This window comes from Microcoleus sp. D3_18_C4 (genome assembly GCF_036702355.1).
Lineage (GTDB): Bacteria > Cyanobacteriota > Cyanobacteriia > Cyanobacteriales > Microcoleaceae > Microcoleus.
Map to the genome: position 1 here is coordinate 39,947 of NZ_JAUBTF010000034.1, position 17,945 is coordinate 57,891.

General features: G+C 45.9%; 16 protein-coding genes. 10 read left to right on the forward strand and 6 right to left on the reverse strand.

Annotated elements, in window-relative coordinates; translation table 11 throughout:
• Positions 1-38 precede the first annotated feature (38 nt).
• A complete protein-coding gene (proS, locus tag QUA90_RS17640; RefSeq protein ID WP_333446799.1) occupies positions 39-1,844 on the reverse strand; it encodes a proline--tRNA ligase in 1,806 nt (601 codons plus the stop codon).
• On the opposite strand from proS, the gene QUA90_RS17645 reads away from it, so the two are divergent.
• The 4 genes from QUA90_RS17645 (at position 1,843) to QUA90_RS17660 (ending at position 7,094) form a co-directional block, all read left to right on the forward strand.
• Positions 1,843-2,244, forward strand: a complete 402-nt coding sequence (locus QUA90_RS17645; RefSeq protein ID WP_333446801.1) for a hypothetical protein — start codon at positions 1,843-1,845, stop codon at positions 2,242-2,244. The genes proS and QUA90_RS17645 overlap by 2 nt on opposite strands.
• Positions 2,245-2,310: 66 nt before the next feature.
• Complete coding sequence (locus QUA90_RS17650; protein ID WP_333446803.1) at positions 2,311-3,234, forward strand: hypothetical protein; 924 nt, start codon at positions 2,311-2,313, stop codon at positions 3,232-3,234.
• A gap of 90 nt (positions 3,235-3,324) precedes the next feature.
• The gene (locus QUA90_RS17655; protein ID WP_333446805.1) at positions 3,325-3,570 is read left to right on the forward strand and encodes a hypothetical protein; all 246 of its coding nucleotides are present in this window, start codon (positions 3,325-3,327) and stop codon (positions 3,568-3,570) included.
• 368 nt (positions 3,571-3,938) lie between these two features.
• Complete coding sequence (locus QUA90_RS17660) at positions 3,939-7,094, forward strand: MFS transporter (RefSeq protein WP_333446807.1); 3,156 nt, start codon at positions 3,939-3,941, stop codon at positions 7,092-7,094.
• Positions 7,095-7,180: 86 nt separating this feature from the next.
• Here QUA90_RS17660 and QUA90_RS17665 read toward each other — a convergent pair whose 3' ends face one another.
• Complete coding sequence (locus QUA90_RS17665) at positions 7,181-7,768, reverse strand: Uma2 family endonuclease (protein ID WP_333446809.1); 588 nt, start codon at positions 7,766-7,768, stop codon at positions 7,181-7,183.
• Positions 7,769-8,056: 288 nt separating this feature from the next.
• Between QUA90_RS17665 and QUA90_RS17670 the strand changes: the two genes are divergently transcribed.
• Positions 8,057-8,536, forward strand: coding sequence for an orange carotenoid protein N-terminal domain-containing protein (locus tag QUA90_RS17670; RefSeq protein WP_333321637.1), 480 nt, complete (start codon positions 8,057-8,059; stop codon positions 8,534-8,536).
• 222 nt (positions 8,537-8,758) lie between these two features.
• Here QUA90_RS17670 and QUA90_RS17675 read toward each other — a convergent pair whose 3' ends face one another.
• The 4 genes from QUA90_RS17675 to QUA90_RS17690 all read right to left on the reverse strand — a co-directional run bounded on the left by QUA90_RS17675 (position 8,759) and on the right by QUA90_RS17690 (position 13,034).
• Positions 8,759-9,433, reverse strand: coding sequence for an acetoacetate decarboxylase family protein (locus tag QUA90_RS17675; RefSeq protein WP_333446811.1), 675 nt, complete (start codon positions 9,431-9,433; stop codon positions 8,759-8,761).
• 272 nt (positions 9,434-9,705) lie between these two features.
• Positions 9,706-11,187: an S-layer homology domain-containing protein gene (locus QUA90_RS17680; protein WP_333446813.1), complete on the reverse strand. Its 1,482-nt coding sequence runs from the start codon at positions 11,185-11,187 to the stop codon at positions 9,706-9,708.
• 166 nt (positions 11,188-11,353) lie between these two features.
• Positions 11,354-12,340 carry a DUF6263 family protein gene (locus QUA90_RS17685; RefSeq protein WP_333446815.1) on the reverse strand — a complete coding sequence of 329 codons (987 nt, stop codon included), beginning with the start codon at positions 12,338-12,340 and terminating at the stop codon, positions 11,354-11,356.
• Between the two features lie 4 nt (positions 12,341-12,344).
• Positions 12,345-13,034 (reverse strand): polysaccharide deacetylase family protein, encoded by a 690-nt coding sequence (locus QUA90_RS17690; RefSeq protein WP_333321628.1) that lies wholly within the window; start codon positions 13,032-13,034, stop codon positions 12,345-12,347.
• Between the two features lie 594 nt (positions 13,035-13,628).
• Here QUA90_RS17690 and QUA90_RS17695 point away from each other — a divergent pair.
• The 5 genes from QUA90_RS17695 to QUA90_RS17715 all read left to right on the forward strand — a co-directional run bounded on the left by QUA90_RS17695 (position 13,629) and on the right by QUA90_RS17715 (position 17,919).
• Entirely contained in the window at positions 13,629-14,396 is a 768-nt protein-coding gene (locus QUA90_RS17695) for a ChaB family protein (RefSeq protein ID WP_333321626.1), read from the forward strand.
• Between the two features lie 369 nt (positions 14,397-14,765).
• Entirely contained in the window at positions 14,766-14,924 is a 159-nt protein-coding gene (gene rd / locus QUA90_RS17700) for a rubredoxin (protein ID WP_333321623.1), read from the forward strand.
• A 24-nt stretch (positions 14,925-14,948) separates the two neighbouring features.
• Positions 14,949-16,196 (forward strand): NAD(P)/FAD-dependent oxidoreductase, encoded by a 1,248-nt coding sequence (locus tag QUA90_RS17705; protein WP_333446817.1) that lies wholly within the window; start codon positions 14,949-14,951, stop codon positions 16,194-16,196.
• Positions 16,197-16,372: 176 nt separating this feature from the next.
• Positions 16,373-17,050, forward strand: coding sequence for a hypothetical protein (locus tag QUA90_RS17710; RefSeq protein ID WP_333446818.1), 678 nt, complete (start codon positions 16,373-16,375; stop codon positions 17,048-17,050).
• Positions 17,051-17,145: 95 nt separating this feature from the next.
• The gene (locus tag QUA90_RS17715; RefSeq protein ID WP_333208643.1) at positions 17,146-17,919 is read left to right on the forward strand and encodes a class II aldolase/adducin family protein; all 774 of its coding nucleotides are present in this window, start codon (positions 17,146-17,148) and stop codon (positions 17,917-17,919) included.
• Positions 17,920-17,945 lie beyond the last annotated feature (26 nt).

A 17,945-nucleotide genomic window follows, 5' to 3' on the forward strand; every position in this document is an offset into this window, starting at 1 on the left:
TAGGTGCGCCTAGCGCGCACCTTACGGGTTAAAAAGTCTTAGTTGATGGCGGCTTCAATCCACTGTTTTAAAGTAGAATTCACTTCATCAATGAGAATTTCCTGGGATTTGTGAGTTGCTCTTTCCACGACTTCAACTTTGCCTGCTTTCAGCGAACGGCCCGGAACAATCCGATAGGGAATGCCGATTAAATCAGCATCTTTGAATTTAACTCCGGCTCGTTCGTCGCGGTCATCTAGTAGGGTTTCAATGCCAGATTGATTGAGTTCTGCATAGAGTTTTTCGGCGACTTCTACTTGTTGGGCGTCGGAAATATTAGGGATGCTAATGATGGCGTGATACGGGGCGATCGCCACTGGCCAAATTATCCCGTCTTTGTCGTAGGATTGTTCTACGGCCGATTGAGCTAGCCGCGACACGCCGACGCCGTAGCAGCCCATAACAAAGGGCATTTCTTCGCCTTGTTCGCTGGTGTAGGTAGCGCCCATTGCTTGGGAGTATTTGGTTCCTAATTGGAAGATGTGGCCGACTTCGATGCCTCTGGCGCTTTGCAAGGTTTGTTCGGGGTTGTGCACTGCCCGATCGCCCTTTTTGGCTGTTCTGACACCCACAACCGTTGCTGGTAGAGGAAATTCTTTGTTCCAATTAGCACCGACAACGTGGTATCCTGATTCGTTTGAACCGGTGACAAAGTTTGTCAGGTCAACTGCAGTGCGATCGACTAAACGCAAAAACTTAGAGTTTACATCCTTGCTGCCAGCGATATAATCATCAGCAACATCGGGAGCCATATAACCGAGAGGTAAAGATTTAGCCACCCATTTCCGCTGAGCTTCCGCATCGGGAACAGTCAAAAATAAAACAGTTTTAGCTTGATAATTGCCCGCTAACTTCGTCAACTCATTCAGCAACTTTACCTGATTCACATCTTGGTCGCCGCGAATGCTTACCAATACCAAAACAGTCATGCCATTGTCGTAAACAGCTTGGTAAAGCACATTTTTGACAACTTGCGTCGGAGAACATTTCAAAAATTTGCAAAGTTTATCAATTGTTTCAGTTCCCGGCGTTTCCCGCTTTTCAAAAGTTGCAAATGGCGACAGTTCAGCATCAGCAGGCATCGATACAGCCTTTTCCACATTAGCTGCATACTGACCATCTTCAGTATAAAGAACTTCATCTTCTCCCGCTTCAGCCAACACCATAAACTCTTGAGAACCAGAGCCACCAATTGCTCCAGAATCAGCATCTACTGCTCGGAATTGCAAGCCCGATCGGCGCAGCATATTGCTATAAGCTTGAGCCATATCCTGATAAGTTTTTTTCAGGCTTTCTTCATTAGTGTGAAAAGAATAGCCATCTTTCATAATGAATTCGCGACCGCGCATCAACCCGAAACGCGGGCGAATTTCATCGCGGAACTTAGTTTGGATTTGATAAAGATGTAAAGGCAATTGCCGATAGGAACGAATCATATCTTTAGCAATTGTAGTAATTACTTCTTCGTGAGTTGGGCCCAGTCCCAATTCTCGCTGCTGCCTATCTGTCATGGCAAACATAATACCTTCAGCTTGAGTGTAGGTGTCCCAGCGACCGGATTCCCGCCACAAATCGGCCGGTTGCAATTGCGGGAGGAGACATTCTTGAGCGCCGGTAGCGTCCATTTCTTCGCGGACAATTTGAGATACTTTTTTGAGAACTCGCCACATTAAAGGTAGATAAGCGTAAATTCCGCTACCGATGCGCCGGATGTATCCGGCACGGAGTAATAATTTGTGACTGGGAATTTCTGCTTCTGCCGGGTCTTCGCGCAGGGTAACAAAAAGCATTTGAGAGAGTCGCATGGCTGATTTCCTTAAAATACCGGATGATTGTAATCTCAGATTAACTTCTGATATTATCAGACGTGAGGCGGATTTGATTAAATATATGAATAAAATTTGGCAAAACTACGAAAAAGGTATGGCAGTATTTGATAATTGTCACTCTCCTACTGTGCAATCTCAGTGGCTTGCCTTAAAAGATGAAATAGGAGAATTTGTTCGAGAACCTAATTTAAGCGAAATTTGGGATATTGTTCATGCTGCTGGTCGATTGCTTTACAAAATAATCGGAATTCCTTTACATTTGCTTGCCTATCCTACTGTTCGCAAACATAGTCAACGTTTCGAGGAGTACGGCTGTATTCGCAGCCTTCGCAACTGTGAGGGTAAATGCTGCAAACAGTTGACAGTTGACAGTTGACAGTTGACAGTTGACAGTTGACAGTTGATGGCGAGGTTTTTAAACAGTTGATAGCTAAAAATTATCATGACTAGATTCATCCACGACCAATTTGCTAAACAGTATTTGAAAGAACTCTTAACCCCTCTCGGTAATGTAGAAACCAGCCGGGATGTTGCTGGAGAAGTAAGGCAGGTTGACGTTTTATTTTCCCCGAAAGCAGAACCGGAAGTCGAAGCAACAGCCCTCGGCATTCTGGGTCAAATCGCAGCAAAACCCGCTGTATTTGAACCCTTCCGCAGCCCAGTCCAAATCGGAGAAATTCGCAGTTGTCTGGGCCAACTCTTCGATATCCACGGCGAATTTGAACGCGCCGCAGCTAGAGAAAATACCCGGATTGCAGAGGCAGACTTGCCCCAACTCTGGATACTGTCGCCGACTGTTTCCGATACGATGCTAGCTGGATTTCGAGCGATTCCCGAACCGGAAAATTGCGTAAGTGGAGTTTATTTTCTGGGTGCGTCTCTGAAAGCAGCGATTATTGCCATTCACCAACTCCCCCGCACTCCAGAAACACTGTGGCTGAGAGTTTTGGGGAAGGGAAACGTGCAGAAGCAAGCTATTGCCGAATTGAGAGAATTACCCTCAGATAATGTCTTTCGGTTGAATGCGTTAGAATTGTTGTACAACTTGCGAACTATTTTAGAAGTCCGCCAAGACATAGATCGAGAAGATCGGGAGTTAATTATGGAACTGTCACCCCTCTACTTGCAACGGTTGGAAGATGCAACTCAGCGCGGTATCCAGCAAGGTATTCAGCAAGGTATTCAGCGCGCTCAACGCCTGATGGTTGAGAGTATGCTACAAGTAAAATTTGGCGAAATTGATGAAGAATTAGCTCAAATAATCGAGCCTTTGATTCAGCTAGAACCCCTCGACCGCACGCGACTAATTAGGCAGCTCGATCGCTCTGAATTGCTAGCTCATTTTGAACAAAAAAATCAACCGTAATCCTAACCCAGCAGCGCACCATACAATCTGTATGGTGCGCCCAATATTACTAGACTATTTATTAGATATCGAGAAGATCGGGAGTTAATTATGCAACTGTCTACTCTCTACTTGCAACGGGTTGAAGATGCGAGTCAGCAAGGTATTCAGCAAAGTAAACGCCAGTTTGTTGAGAGTATATTCCAAGTAAGATTTGGCAATATTGCTGAAGAATTAGCCCAAATTATTGAGCCTTTGATTCAACTAGAACCTCTTGAGATAGCGCGACTGAGTATGCAGCTCCATCGATCGCAATTACTAGCTCGTTTTGAGCCTGAAAATCCAACGAAATCCTAACTCACTAGCGCACTCTACGATATGTAGGGTGCGCCGAATCTCAGTTTACTACTATAGATAATTGGTGGCGATCGCCCCAGCCTCAAACTTGCCACTTTTATGCGAACTCTGCTGCTATTAGCCCTAGAAAGACTGATTTCTGACTTTAGACGGATTTATTTTTTAGCTTCCACAGCCATAATAAGCAGTAAGGATGAGATAACTAGAGAACTGATTTACTACTCATCTCAATTTCACTAATAAGGCTTTCCGTAAGATAAAGCTGAACCAAAACAAACCATCATCTAAAGATTACAAAATCCCCTATAAAAAAGTTGGGGACTCTTTTCGCTATGCCGAGTTAGGCATAAAAACTTAGGAGGGAAATTATGTTTCAAAGCGAGTTATTAATGTCGCTGTACACTCCCCAAGTCAATAGGGGCCAAATGCCAGTAGAAATGCCAGTACAAATGCCAGTAGAAATGGATGTGCCATTTGACCACCCCGATATCGGAGGCCTGATGTTTTTAAGCCCGCAGTTTTTCGTGGCATTAATCGCCGGAGTTATTATGGCTTTCGGCTTCCAATTCCTGTTGACAAATTTCTCGATCGCTGCCAAAATCTCAAATTGGGACGAGGCTTTACCCGACGATGACGATGATGATGAGTCGGAAAGTATAGGCCGTAAAGTTCGGAAAATCGAAGGTTTAGTCGGGGGTTGGATTTTAGTCACGGTTAACCTGGCTTTATTTTTGGCTTGTTTTCTGGCCGTCAAACTAACTTCAATTGCCAGCGTAGACGGAGCGGCAATTATTGGTGTGGTAATCTGGGCTGCGTACTTTTTAACCCTGGTGTGGCTCGGTTCTAGCGCCGTCGGTTCCATGATCGGTTCCTTGATAAAAACTGCTTTTTCAGGCGTTCAAGGGCTCATGGGTACTGCTGGTGCTGCGATCGGCGGCAAGATGGCCAGCGACCAAATGGTCAATACTGTAGAGGCATCTGTTGCCGCTGTCCGCCGCGAATTGAGTTCGGCGGTAGACCCGGATAGCATTCGCGAAACACTGCAAGATTATGTGGGTTCTTTGCAGTTACCGAAACTAGATATTAAGGAAATTCGCGGTCAATTTGAAAAGTTGCTGGGCGATGCAGATATCAAATCTCTTGCGGGAAGCGACGTTCTGAAGAATGTTAACCGTCAGACTTTTGTGGATTTAATTAAGAGTCGCACCGACTTTTCTCAAGAGGAAATAACTCAAATTGCTGACCAACTCGAAGGCGTTTGGAAGCAAACATTTGGCAAGCAGCAAGAGCAGAAAGACCCGAATTTAGAGTTGGTTGATTTTCTCAAGTTTGCGGCTCCGGATTTGCTGAAGTCTGACGAACTCAACGCCAAGCTGTCTCAAATTCTGGAAACTCGGGAAAACAAATCGGAATCCAGCAGCGGCATGAAGCGAGCGATGCAGTTGGGCGTGGAAGCTCTTGTGGGCACTGTTTTGTCGCGGACGGATTTGTCTGATTTGGATGTTGAAAAAATCTCTGGTCAGTTGCAGCAACTGACAGCCAAAGGGACGGAACAAGCTAAATCTTTAGCTTCTAAGGTGGGCGACAAAGTGCCGGCGCTGCCTTTCAATACAGCTAAGGCTGATGTAGAAAACTACTTGATGAATGCCCAACCGTGGCATCTCAACCGGGAGACAATCAAGCAGGAATTTAGGGATGTGATTTACGACCCGGAAGCCTCTCCTGGGGCTGTTTTGCGCCAGTTAGAGCTGTTTAATCCCGATTATTTTGTAGGGATTCTGGGTCGCCGCGAAGGGTTTGCTCCCGAACAGGTGACGGAAATTGCCGAACAGCTTGAAGGTGTCCGCCAAGAAGTGTTGGAAATTGTGCGAGATGCTGCTGGTGAAGAACAGTCTCAAGATTTGCGGAGCCGGATTGAGAATTATTTGCGCTCGACTGGCAAAGATGAGCTGAATCCTGAAGGTATCGAACGGGATTTCCAAGCGCTTTTGGAAGATCGCGATGCTGGTTTTGAAGCTTTGCGCGATCGCCTTTCGCAGTTTAACCGCGATACTTTGGTGCAGTTGCTCGGTCAGCGGGAAGATTTCAGTCCAGAGGAAGCCGATCAGTTAATTGGGCGGCTCGAAAGTTCGCGCGATCGCGTGATTTCTAGAGCTCAAGAATTGCAAGAGCAAGCGCAATCGAAAGCCCAAGAATTGCGACAAAAGGTAGAAGACTATCTCCGCAATACTAATAAGGAAGAGCTCAATCCTGAAGCTATCGAGCGCGAGTTTCAAACGCTGTTAAACGACCCGGAAGCCGGATTTAAAGCGCTGAGAGAACGCTTGTCTCAATTCGACCGCGATACGCTGGTGCAGTTGCTGTCACAGCGCCAAGACCTCAGCGAAGAACAGATCAATCAGACTATCGACCGGATCGAATCTGTGCGCGATAACATTATCCACGCGCCGCAAATGGTGGCAGATAGAGCTAAGCAACAGTACGAGGAAGTTACTGCAAAAATTGGCGAGTACCTGCGGAATACAAACCTGGAAGAACTCGATCCAGAAGGCATCAATCGAGATTTAACTCAATTGTTTGAAAATCCGAAAGAGGGTGCTTTGGCACTTCGGGATAGACTTTCTCAGGTCGATCGCGAAACTTTGGTCAAGTTGCTGTCCCAGCGGGAAGATTTGAGCGAAGAACAGATCAATCGGACGATCGATCGCGTGCAAGATTCGATTCGCAGCATCGTGAAATCGCCCCGCCGCTTGGCATCTCGCGCTCAGAAAACAGTCCGGGATTTCCAAGGCAGTTTGGAAAATTACTTGCGGAATACGGACAAGGAAGAACTCAATCCTGAAAGCATCAAACGCGATTTGCAGTTGCTGTTTAGTGAGCCGGGAATAGGGATGCAAAGTTTGGGCGATCGCCTGAAGCACTTCGATCGATCGACTCTGGTAGCATTGCTGTCGCAGCGGGAAGACATCTCGTCCGAGGAAGCTAACAGAATTGCCGACCAAATTGAATCTGTCCGCAACCAAATTGTCGAACAAGTTCAAATGGTTCAGGACAAGTTCCAGTCAGCAATGGATGGTATTTTCGGGAAAATCCGGGATTACCTCAATTCGCTCGATCGACCAGAACTCAACTACGAAGGCATCAAGCGGGACTTGCGTAAAGTGTTTGATGACCCGCAGGCAGGATTTGACGCGATTAAAGAGCGTTTAGGTGAGTTCGATCGCGGTACTTTAGTTGCCCTGCTGAGTTCTCGTTCCGATATTTCCGAGACAGACGCTCACCGAATTGTTGACCAAATGGAAGGAGCCCGGGACAGCGTTTTATTGCGTTCAGAACGCCTGCAAAATGAAGCCAAAAAACGCATTAAACAGCTCAAAAACAAGACCAAGCAGCAAGCAGAAGATGCGCGCGAAGCCGCAGCAACTGCTGCTTGGTGGCTGTTCGGTACGGCTCTGACTTCTGTGGTTGTTTCGGCTTTGGCGGGAGCAATAGCAGTCAACGGGATTTCGGGTTTGTTTAGCTAGATTTTCCACCAATTGGAAATAAAGTTCTCCTGATTCTAGGCTGGCTATTTGCCAGCCTATTTTCTTTGGAATAATATCAGAGTCCTTCAGGATTCTATAGTTGGCGGAAATACTCTCGATAAATCGAGCGCCAAGTCGTGAAAATAAGGCAGATTAACAGACTCGTTGGGCAGAAAAATCAGCGTCCTGCGATAACCAAATTGGCCAGGGGCATTCTGATACGGATCGCTGTAACATTCCAAGCAAGTTTGTAATAAATTAAATATCGAATAGTTCGAGATTCCGGCTTCAGCATAAAGGGGGAGCTTAACCTTTTTGTGGTAACTCAAAGAAGAATCTGCAATCTCAATCAGCAACAGTATATCCCCTGGACAGGGGTGAGAGGATAGATAGTCGTCAGGGCGATTTTGTACGAGCGAAAAATCAGGTTGAGGTTCGCTGTTTGTCGGTAAAACGATGGGAGATTGACACTGTAAAGTTGCCCGCTCTGCTACTATGGCGCTTAATTCCCGCAATAATCTTCTCAGACAGGTTTCGTGAGCGGTACCTTTAGCTGCCCTTTTCACAAGTTCTCCATTAATTAACTCAACTCGATCATCCTCACCAAAGAACCCCAGTTCTGTGAGGCGATGATATTCCGCTATGGTGAAGCGTTTTGCAGTTGCGATCGACATAACAGCCACCTAAATACAGGTCTGTTGCGATTATAGGCGATCGTCGATCGGCTAAACAATGCTAATCATGAGCTCCGCTAACAACAATCTGGTCAAATTTTCCTCATCCTTTGGTTGCAAATTTTCGCAATTTTGGTTAATTTACTCCCCGAACTTATGTCCGGGATCATCTCTGTCTTAAGCAAGATTCTAGCATCACTATTTATTAGGTACTTTAACTTAAGTAGCAAACAAAAGTTTTCTAAAAAATAAGAAAACTGAGCAATAGATATTATTTTGGAGGCTTGAATGACTTTTACTACTGCCGGTGCTTACGACCAAGGAAAAGCAGATATCCAGAGCTTGAGTGTAGACGACCAATTAGGTGTGCTGTGGTTTGTTTACACCGAAATGGGCAAGTCAATAACGCCAGCGGCTCCCGGTGCTTCCGGTTCCGAAATCGCTCAGGGTTTGTTCGAGCAAGTCAAACCCCTGCCCCACGAAGCACAACTACAAGTAATGCGCGACATTGCCTCAAAAGCCAATACTGAAATCAGCCGGATGTACGGCTCGATGAGCCCAGAAACCAAGCTGGCTTTTTGGTATTTTCTAGCAGTAGGAATGGACGAAGGAACTATTATTCCTATGCCTCCCGACTATCAACTTCCTGACGCCGGAAAAGCTTTATTAGGAAAGGTTCAGGGGATGGACTTTCAGCAGCAAATTGATTTCCTTCGCGGTACAGTTTTAGAAATGGGTGCTGAAGCAGCTCCGGGGGCTGGCATTTAAAAATAGGACTTACTTACTACGAAAAAAAACCCGGTTTCTCGGATGTCGCAACGACGCATTTAGGAAAAAACCCGGTTTTTAGCCGTTGGATGCCTAACTCCTCAAAAAGATTAGTAAGTAGCTCAAACTAATACGTCGCGACAGAAACCCGGCTTCTTCAAGAAACCGGGTTTCTGGCTGTTCTGTTTTTTTAGGTTGACGGAAAATACCCGCACTTTACAGCTAATAACTGAATTCAACGACTCTGTTTCCCACACATTCCGGCGCACCGACTGTTAAACGCATATCTTCGCAGGCAAATGTTAGCAAGGGCTGGCCTAAGTTTAAAGTGGCAAAAGGACTTTCTTCTGCCACTTCTAATTCGCCTTGGATCAAACCGATGCGAGACTGTAATCCTCCTTTAAACAACAGTAAATTGCTGCGGTCAGCGCTGAAAACATTTCCGCTAAAAGGCAGCGGTAAGGCTAAAGTTTGCTGGCTGTAATTGAGGCTACACAGTTGACGGTTTTCTTGGCAAACCGTGACGCGGTAGCCTAGCGGTGTTGCCTTTACCGCATCGCTGCCTTCCCAACTAAATTGAGCTAATTCTTTAGGAAGCCCCCAAATTTCGCGTCCGCCGGCTACCGAGTTAGGATTGTCTACGTAGATGTGGGAAATCCAAGCGCCCCATTTTCCTGCATAATTGGCGATCGCGCTAACTACAATTAACTCATTGTACTCCATCACCGAACCCAATCCGTAGGAGGATATATAAATGCCACCGAGGGTTTTTCCGGGCAATAAAGAGACAATTTCTAACTCCGAGGGAACCAAGGGGCGCACTCGTGCCACATCTACCAATTGTACAGTCTGAACAGCATAACCTTGCAGATTCCAAGGTGCAGGTGGATATACCATTTTCAGTGATTTAATCGGGGATATTTTATATTTATTTTAGCTTGGCGCTTCAAAAAGCAACAATTTTTGGTATTTCTTCACAAGTAATTTGCTTTGTTTAAATAAATTAATCTGTGACGATAAATTTGATAAATAATTGACGTAGGTTATCTGTTGTATGGGGGCGGGTTGAGTAATATTCTTAGTAAGAATTAGATATTATTCGTAAAACCCGCCCCTACAGATATTATCAGTGTTTATCCGAGTTCATCTGCGGTTAAAAACCTCGAAGTCTACTTACTGGCATAACCCGTACTTACCAAAAACTCCCGCAACTTCCCAAAGAATTGAGTGCGATCGCGCCCTTGATAAACCCTCTCCAACAACTGCCAACCTTCCGCCTCCTGGCCCATGACATACTTGTTCGCCATGAAGGCCGCCAACACCCCTTTCACCTCCCCATTTTCACTCAGACGCTTGTTAGATTCCAGCCAAAGCTCAGCAGAATTTGTGTATACTTCCACCGGATACTGTTTGCTAACATCTTGCATTTTACCTTGGCGGTACTGCCAAATTTGCAGCGGAAAGCGAGAATCAGCGTAATTTGTAAAAGCCTCGGAAAATCTGCCGTCCTGACTCTTAAACTCTGGGATATCATTTTTTCCCAAATCGACTATTTCGTAACTCACATTGCCCCAGAAATGCTTGATGTGAGTGTATTTGTTAGCTGCCGAGTCGTAGCGGTAAATAAACGAATAATTGCAGCAGCGGACGCCGCTTTTGGTTGAGACTAAATCTGCCAGCACTTCCGGTTCCTTATCGCCGTCTAAATCACGGATTCGTAGCGATAAAAAACGTCCTTCTGATATTTCTTCGCTGGCTCTTTGGTCGGGGTTATCTACTAGAGAGCGAGTCGGAATCAGCACTGGTTCTTCTAATAAACTTTTACCGTCGCGGATAATTCTGATGCGGAGATTTTTAGCATTTTCTGCTTCTTTTACGAAAGAAACTTCCGCCCGAACTTTCCCCGCTTCCGAGGTTTCTGTTGTTCTCGGCGGGCCGATATTCGCCGGAACTTGGGCAATATATTGGGTAGGAACTAAGGCAGTTTGGCCGGGTTTGGCGATCGCCTGACAGAAAAAAGTTGCGACTTCGGCGCGAGTAGCATTGCGTGTAGGTTCTAGCTGTTTGACGGCGGGATAATTGACCACAAGTTGTTTTTCTGTGGCGGCGGCGATCGCACTTCTGGCTAGTTCGGGAATGTCCCGCGCATCTTCAAAAGTCGCATCCAAAATCTCAGCCCCCGACCCCGTAGGTGTATATTTCAAGCCGCTGGTTAAAGCTACCAAAGCCTGCCAGCGGGTAATATTCAAAGTGGGGTTAAAGATACTGCCACTGTATCCAGACATAAAACCCGTCTGATAAGCTTCTCGAATTGCTTTAAAACCCCAGTAATTTGTAGGAATATCTGCAAAGTCGATCGGAGCTCGGACGGTTTTGGCATCGGGAAAAGCCATGCGAACCATCGCCGCAAACTCAGCGCGGCTGACGGGGCGATTCGGGCGAAAACTGCCGTCTTCGTAGTAGCCACTGATAATTTTTTTATCTGCTAACTCCTCAATACAAGCTTGCGCCCAATGGTTGTTAACATCCTTAAATTTGGCTTGAGCAAATGCCGGCGCTACATTCAGACCCGGAAACATTAAATTTCCGATGATTATCACTAGGGCTACCACTAAACCGATAATAGCTTGCCGTCTGTGCGATCGAATCATAGAACAGACTCCTCTACTTACAAATTGTCGTTCCAAACTTTGGGAAACTTTGTTTATATAATATCAGCTATATTAACCAGATTTAATACCATTTATTAAAAATTTACCGACGACCAAGGACACGGCAGTGCCGTGTCCCTAATTTTTCGAGTTCCTATAATAAAGCTTACTTCGACTCTAAAGTCATCTCCATCGCCATTTTTGTTGTGATTGTTAATTCTTCAGAACTGCCCGCATTTTTACCACTCATTTCGCTATTTGAACTAATAGACACAGTAGAGCGAAAAGGATTTAATCTATCCAAGCGCATTGTGGCTGCTCCCCGACCCTGAGAACTAAAAGATTTTAGGGTTAGGGTAGTTCCAGCAGGCAGTTGGGGAGAGGTAAGATTTTGGGGGTTGGCTTGCTGCTCTATACTTACATTCAGAGACACAACCCCATCTTGCCAGCTATCCAATTCATAGGTAGCAATTTCATTCACATTCATGCCACTGAAATCAGAGGAAGAAGAAACGCGCCATTTGGCTCCTTTGCCGACTGCTTCGGCAGGCAGCGGCGAGGCTAGTTGTTCTAGAGATTTAGACATTTGTCGAACCATTTGTTTGAGGTTGTTGTCAGCTCCTTCGGGCAAAATAATGTCGCCTCCTTTATGAAAACCGCGATTGTCCATGATGAAAGAGCCTTTCACTCCCACCATGCTTTTGAGTGCGGAACGCATGGCATCTCGGACGGCTGGCGGCATATTTCCAGTATCGTCGGCGATATCTGAGTTAGTATAAGCAAACTCGTAGTGAATATCGCCATTGGGATCAATTTTAGTGACTTTTGTCTCGAAAGTCATCACCGATACTGGAATTTTAGCCCCAGGCGAAGACCGACCGGATGCGGATATTTCCATATCCATTTTTACGGTCATCACAGTTGTTTCTTTGACATCAATAGCTGGTTTTAAACGCAGTTCCTGTCGTGGTTCCACTCCCGGATTTAGCAGTTCCACTTGTGGGGTTTTGGAGTTGGCGGCAGGCGCGGATACGCCAGGGGCTGGCTGCTGCACTAGAAGTGGAGTTTCAGCACTTAGGGAAGCAGGAGAAAGCTCGATCGCCCATCCGGCACTCGCCAAACAAAGAGATGCTAGAAATAGTGTTTTTTTCATGGATTTAATTTCCTGTTATTTGAATGTTGGTCTGTTCCCACAGCCGATCGACTGTCACGAATTTGTAACCTTTATACAAAAGTAATGGAATTATTTTATCGGCCGAAGCTGCAACATCTTCACCGCCACAATAGCCGTCGTGCAGTACAATAATAGATCCGTTTTCAGTTTGCTGCACGATGCGACTAATAACTTTCCTCACCCCCGGTCGCACCCAATCTTCCGGGACGACACTCCACATTACGGGGCGATATTCCCACTGTTGCAATAACTCTAATGTTCGCGGCGTAAAAATGCCATTGGGCGGCCTCACGTCCAGGATTAATTTTGGGTCTAAATCGCAAGCTTTGGCAATTGCTTTCTGCGTGTCTTCTAAACTTTGTTTGAGTTCGTGGGTTTTTAGTTTGGGAAACGATATATGCTGATAGCCGTGGAGGCCGACCCAGTGTCCGCGATCGTACACTTCTTTAGCCGTTTCTGGATGCCGATCCACGCAAAAACCTAGCCAGAAAAAACTAGCTTTGATGTCGTATTTATCTAAAACTTTTAAAAGTTGAGGTGTGTGCTGACGGTGTGGCCCGTCGTCAAATGTGAGGGCAATTTCTCGGCTGTTGATATCTCCCGTCCACAGACATCTGGGAAAAGCAGATTTGAGGATGGGATGAACGACAGGAAACAGGGGTGCTAATGGCATTGATTAACCTTGATAAATGCGATCGGGTAGAAATGAAGCTGCGTTACAATAGAATAAAGTTAACTCAATCGAGGTAAATATGACAACTGCCGTTGATATTGGAACGCTAATTGTCCGCACGCCGGGAACTTGCGACTGCCGCCCCCCATTGCCACAACCCGAATTACCGTAAAAAATATTGCTATTGATTTTAATGCTGGGCTGACTCCAGAAAAAATCATTAATTAAAAACCGCATTTGACTCGCTCGCAAATTTATGGTCTACTAGCCTAATATTAGGCGAAGCCAGACAAAATTGAGGCAAATCTAGCAGCCCAAAAAGCTGATGGAAAGCGCTTGCTATCGGAATTTACGATAAAATTTAAGCCTTTAACATAGAATAAAATAGCAAGATTAAAAAATTATATTATCTGAATAACTATCTCGAATAATAGATGAACAATCGCACTTAAAAAAAACTTTAACTCTTTTGATAGATCCTCAAAGTATATCGGCTCGCATCGACCTCTATCTCGCGGTTGATGCGATCGCCCTGCGGTGTGCTCCTATACTGAAAACCAGCACAACTAATCGAAAAACCATCAAGGAGGAAAAATGACCGAGGAATATTTAGCCGAACGCACAGTTTCAGCCGTATTTAAGGAAGAAGAACAATTAGACGGCGTAATTCGGCGCTTGCTCGATCGCGGAGTTTCCCGCGACCACATCTCAGTAATGGGAAAAAACTTTCAATCTAAAACTAAAATTGCCGGCTTTATTACTAAAAAAGATGTGATATTAGGCGGTCTCCGAAGCGGGGCGATTTTTGGTTCCTTATTCGGTTCTTTTTTGGGTTTGCTAACAGGCGTCGGTGTCCTGTTTATTCCCTTTGTCGGTGCAGTAGTATCGGCGGGCCCGCTGGGTGCTGTACTGTTGGGTGCTGCTAGCGGCGCGATCGCAGGTTCGGCCGGTGCGGGTCTAGTTTCCGCTTTAGTCGCTTTGGGAATGCCCGAAGACAAAGCAACTATCTATCAAACCCGTGTTGAAGCAGGCGAATTTCTCGTGATGGCAGAAGTTCCCGCAGATAAATCGGGCGAATTTCAACTCTTGCTAGAAAGTGCAGGTGGCGAAGAAGTTTCAGTTAGCGAAATGACGCTGCCGCGCGCCGTCAAAGGTCGCTGCAATAGTCCGGCAGACTTATCTCCAGAAGTGCGATCGCACCTGTCGGAAGCTGCTCAAAAAACCTTTATGGAATCCTACAACGCCGCATTTGATGAAAGCAACGACTCGATACAAGCGGAACACACCGCTTGGAATGCCATTCACCAGCAGTACGAAGAAGATGAAAGTGGCGTTTGGACTAAGCCTTTAACGAAAGTCTAGTCTTCCCATCGCAGTAAACTAATAAAAAATACAATCAAGCCTCTAGAACTGCGGTTTTGGAGGCTTTGACGATTTTAGATTTTAGATTTTAGATTTGAAGATGGTGCAAAACTTATATCAATTCCGGTTGCACTCCTTATGATATAGATGACACGGCATTGCCGTGTCCCTACCGAAAATAATATTGTAGGGACACGGCACTGCCGTGTCCTAATTTTGGCTAATAATTCCGGTACTACCGGAAACGATATTAATTCGTAAAAACTTGGAAATTACGGAAAGTCTCATTACTGTTTGAAATTGGTATTGCACTAGGTTGCGTTGTCAAGTACAATCTATAGGCTTACAATATAAAATTAAGTTAAGCAAATGCAAAAATACGTTTGTACAGTTTGCAATTACGTCTACGATCCAGAACTAGGCGACCCCGACGGAGGCATAGCTCCCGGTACTGCCTTTGAAGATATCCCCGACGATTGGGTTTGTCCCATTTGCGGGGCGGCAAAATCCGATTTTGAACCAGAATAAGCGAGAAAAAATTTGTCCGATCGAATGCTCAAAATTACAATCATAGGTGGCGGTGCTGCGGGTTTTTTTAGTGCAATTACCTGTGCCAAAACCTACCCGCAAGCCCGCGTCACTTTACTAGAAGCTGGCCGCCAACTCCTGGCAAAAGTTCGCATCTCTGGCGGCGGGCGCTGCAACGTTACTCACGCTTGTTTTGACCCTGGTGTTTTAGTGCAGAATTACCCCAGAGGTGGGAAAGCTCTGCGCGGTGCTTTTACTCGATTTCAACCGCGCGATACTGTTGAATGGTTTGCCGGTCATGGCGTGAAGTTGAAAACAGAAGAAGACGGGCGAATGTTCCCCACCACAGACGATTCGGGGACTATTGTTAACTGTTTGATCCGCGCTGCTGAGGATGCAGGCGTAAAAATTCGCACGGGCGATGCAGTAGTTTCTGTAAAGAAATTAACGGGAAATACTGCAGAGGGCGAACATGAAGACACCGCCCCTAGTTTTGAAATTGAGTTGAAATCCGGGGAGAAATTGAAGTGCGATCGCATTCTTCTGGCTACAGGCAGCAATCCTTCGGGTTATAAGTGGGCAAAAGAGTTAGGTAATACTGTAGAACTGCCTGTTCCTTCTCTATTTACTTTTAATATTTCCGACAGCAGAATCAAAGATTTAGCCGGAATTTCTGTTCCTAATGCTAAGGTGAAATTGCCGGGAGCTAAATTAGAACAAAGCGGGCCTTTGCTAATTACTCACTGGGGTTTAAGCGGGCCTGCTGTACTAAAACTTTCTGCTTGGGGTGCGAGATTTTTGCACGATCGCCATTATAAAACATCTGTGCTGATTAATTGGCTTCCCCAGTACAATGCGGAAGTTTTGCGGCAGCAACTGCTAGCGGTGAAGTCGCAGTTGTCGCACCGATTGATTGTCTCTAGCTGTCCGTTTCCGGTGCCGCGCCGCCTCTGGGAACGTTTGACAAGTTCGATCGGCATTGATGAGCAAAAACGCTGGGCAGACTTATCTAACAAAATCCTCGATCGCCTCCTGCTAGAACTCGTTCAAGGCGAATATCAGATTGCCGGAAAAGGCGCATTTAAGGAAGAGTTCGTCACCTGCGGCGGTGTCAACCTCAAAGAAGTAGATTTTAAGACAATGGAAAGCCGCCGCTGTCCCGGACTTTTCTTTGCCGGCGAAATCTTGGATATCGACGGCGTGACGGGCGGTTTCAACTTCCAAAGTGCCTGGACTACGGCGTGGTTGGCCGGGAACGCGATCGGCAAATGATACGATTTTAGATTGGGGAATACTTGCTCTATAAAGGTTTGGGAGTTGCGATCGGGCGATCGGCTTACCAATATTAAGTTTTGTGTTATTTTTGAATTAAGGCGCACCAAATGTGTGTCAACTTCAGCTTGTAGACACAATTCGCAGTTTTGCGGAGTTAACATCGGCGAATACAGATGAAAAACTTGAATCTACAAACCCTAAAGTTCGATCGCAACCTTGAGGGCCATCTTGACTCACCTTTCATCGAAAAAAATGGCTTGCTGGAATTCAACCCCAAATTTATCACTCCCGAATATTTAACAACCTGGACGTTTGAAACACACCTGTACGACGAACAAGTTGCGATCGACCACTTTGTCATCACATTTCCTAGCCGCACCGAACTCGAAAACTACGCCAAATCTTTTGACCCCTTCGGCGCCAAAACAGTTGAAGGCCCCGACTTGTTCCCGATTAACTTTTGTGCGGAAAACATTAATGTTCCCTCCGACTTGTGGCTGCATTTAATGACCTTATTAATGCCAGCGGGCGGCTTAGTAGTATTAGATGCGCCCCACGCAGCCGGCGACCAAAAAAACCGTTTCCAGGAAGAAAGAGGATTAGCAGCAGTTCACCACGTCGCGATTCGAGTCGAAAACGTGCAGAATGCTGCTAAAATATGGCAAAATAAAAACTTTAAACCGCTATCAGAGCGTCCTCTAGACTACGGCTCATTAACCCAGTGGTTTCTGCAAAACCCCGCCGGACAAATCATCGAATTAATAGAACGTCGCCCCGGCAACAACGCCACCTTCGACTGCAAAAACATAGCAGGTTTGCGTCTCAGCGAAGATAAAGTCAGTAGTCAGTAGTCAGTAGTCAGTAGTCAGTAGTTAACTGTTAACAGTCAACGGTTAACAATGCCCAATGCCCAATGCCCAATTCCCAATGCCCAATTCCCAAATCTATGGTTGCAATAAAAATCCCCAAAGTCACTTTTCAACCCCCGACATTCAACTCAGTTGAAGAAGAACGCCGCCACCGCAAACAGCGTTTAGCCGCCGCATTCCGATTATTTGCCCGCTTCGGATTCAGCGAAGGAATTGCCGGACACATCACCGTCCGCGATCCCGAACACCTAGACCATTTCTGGGTCAATTCCTTTGGGATGCACTTTAGTTTAATTCGAGTCAGCGACCTAATTTTAGTCAACCACAAAGGCGAAGTTGTTGAAGGAAATAAACCCGTAAACGAAGCAGCATTTGCCATTCATTCCCAAGTGCACAGCGCCCGCCCCGACGTAATCGCAGCAGCCCACGCTCATTCTCCCTACGGCAAAAGTTGGTCGAGTTTGGGCCGCCTGCTTGACCCGCTGACGCAAGATGCTTGTTCTTTTTATGAAGACCAAGCTTTATTTGACGATTACACCGGAGTTGTTTTGGAAATCGAAGAAGCTAAACGCATCGCCAAAACTTTAGGTGAGAAAAAAGCTATTATTTTACAAAATCACGGACTGTTAACAGTAGGTCAAACAGTAGATGAAGCGGCTTGGTGGTTTATTGCAATGGAACGTTCTTGTCAAGCGCAGTTAATGGCCGAAGCAGCAGGAAAACCTATTCTCATCAAGCCAGAATGTGCGCGTTTGACACAGCAACAAGTAGGGTCTCACCGTATGGGATGGTTTAGCTTTCAACCGCTTTATGACATGATTGTGCGTCGGGAACCCGACTTATTAGATTAGAAACTCGGCGGTTGAAACCGCTATTA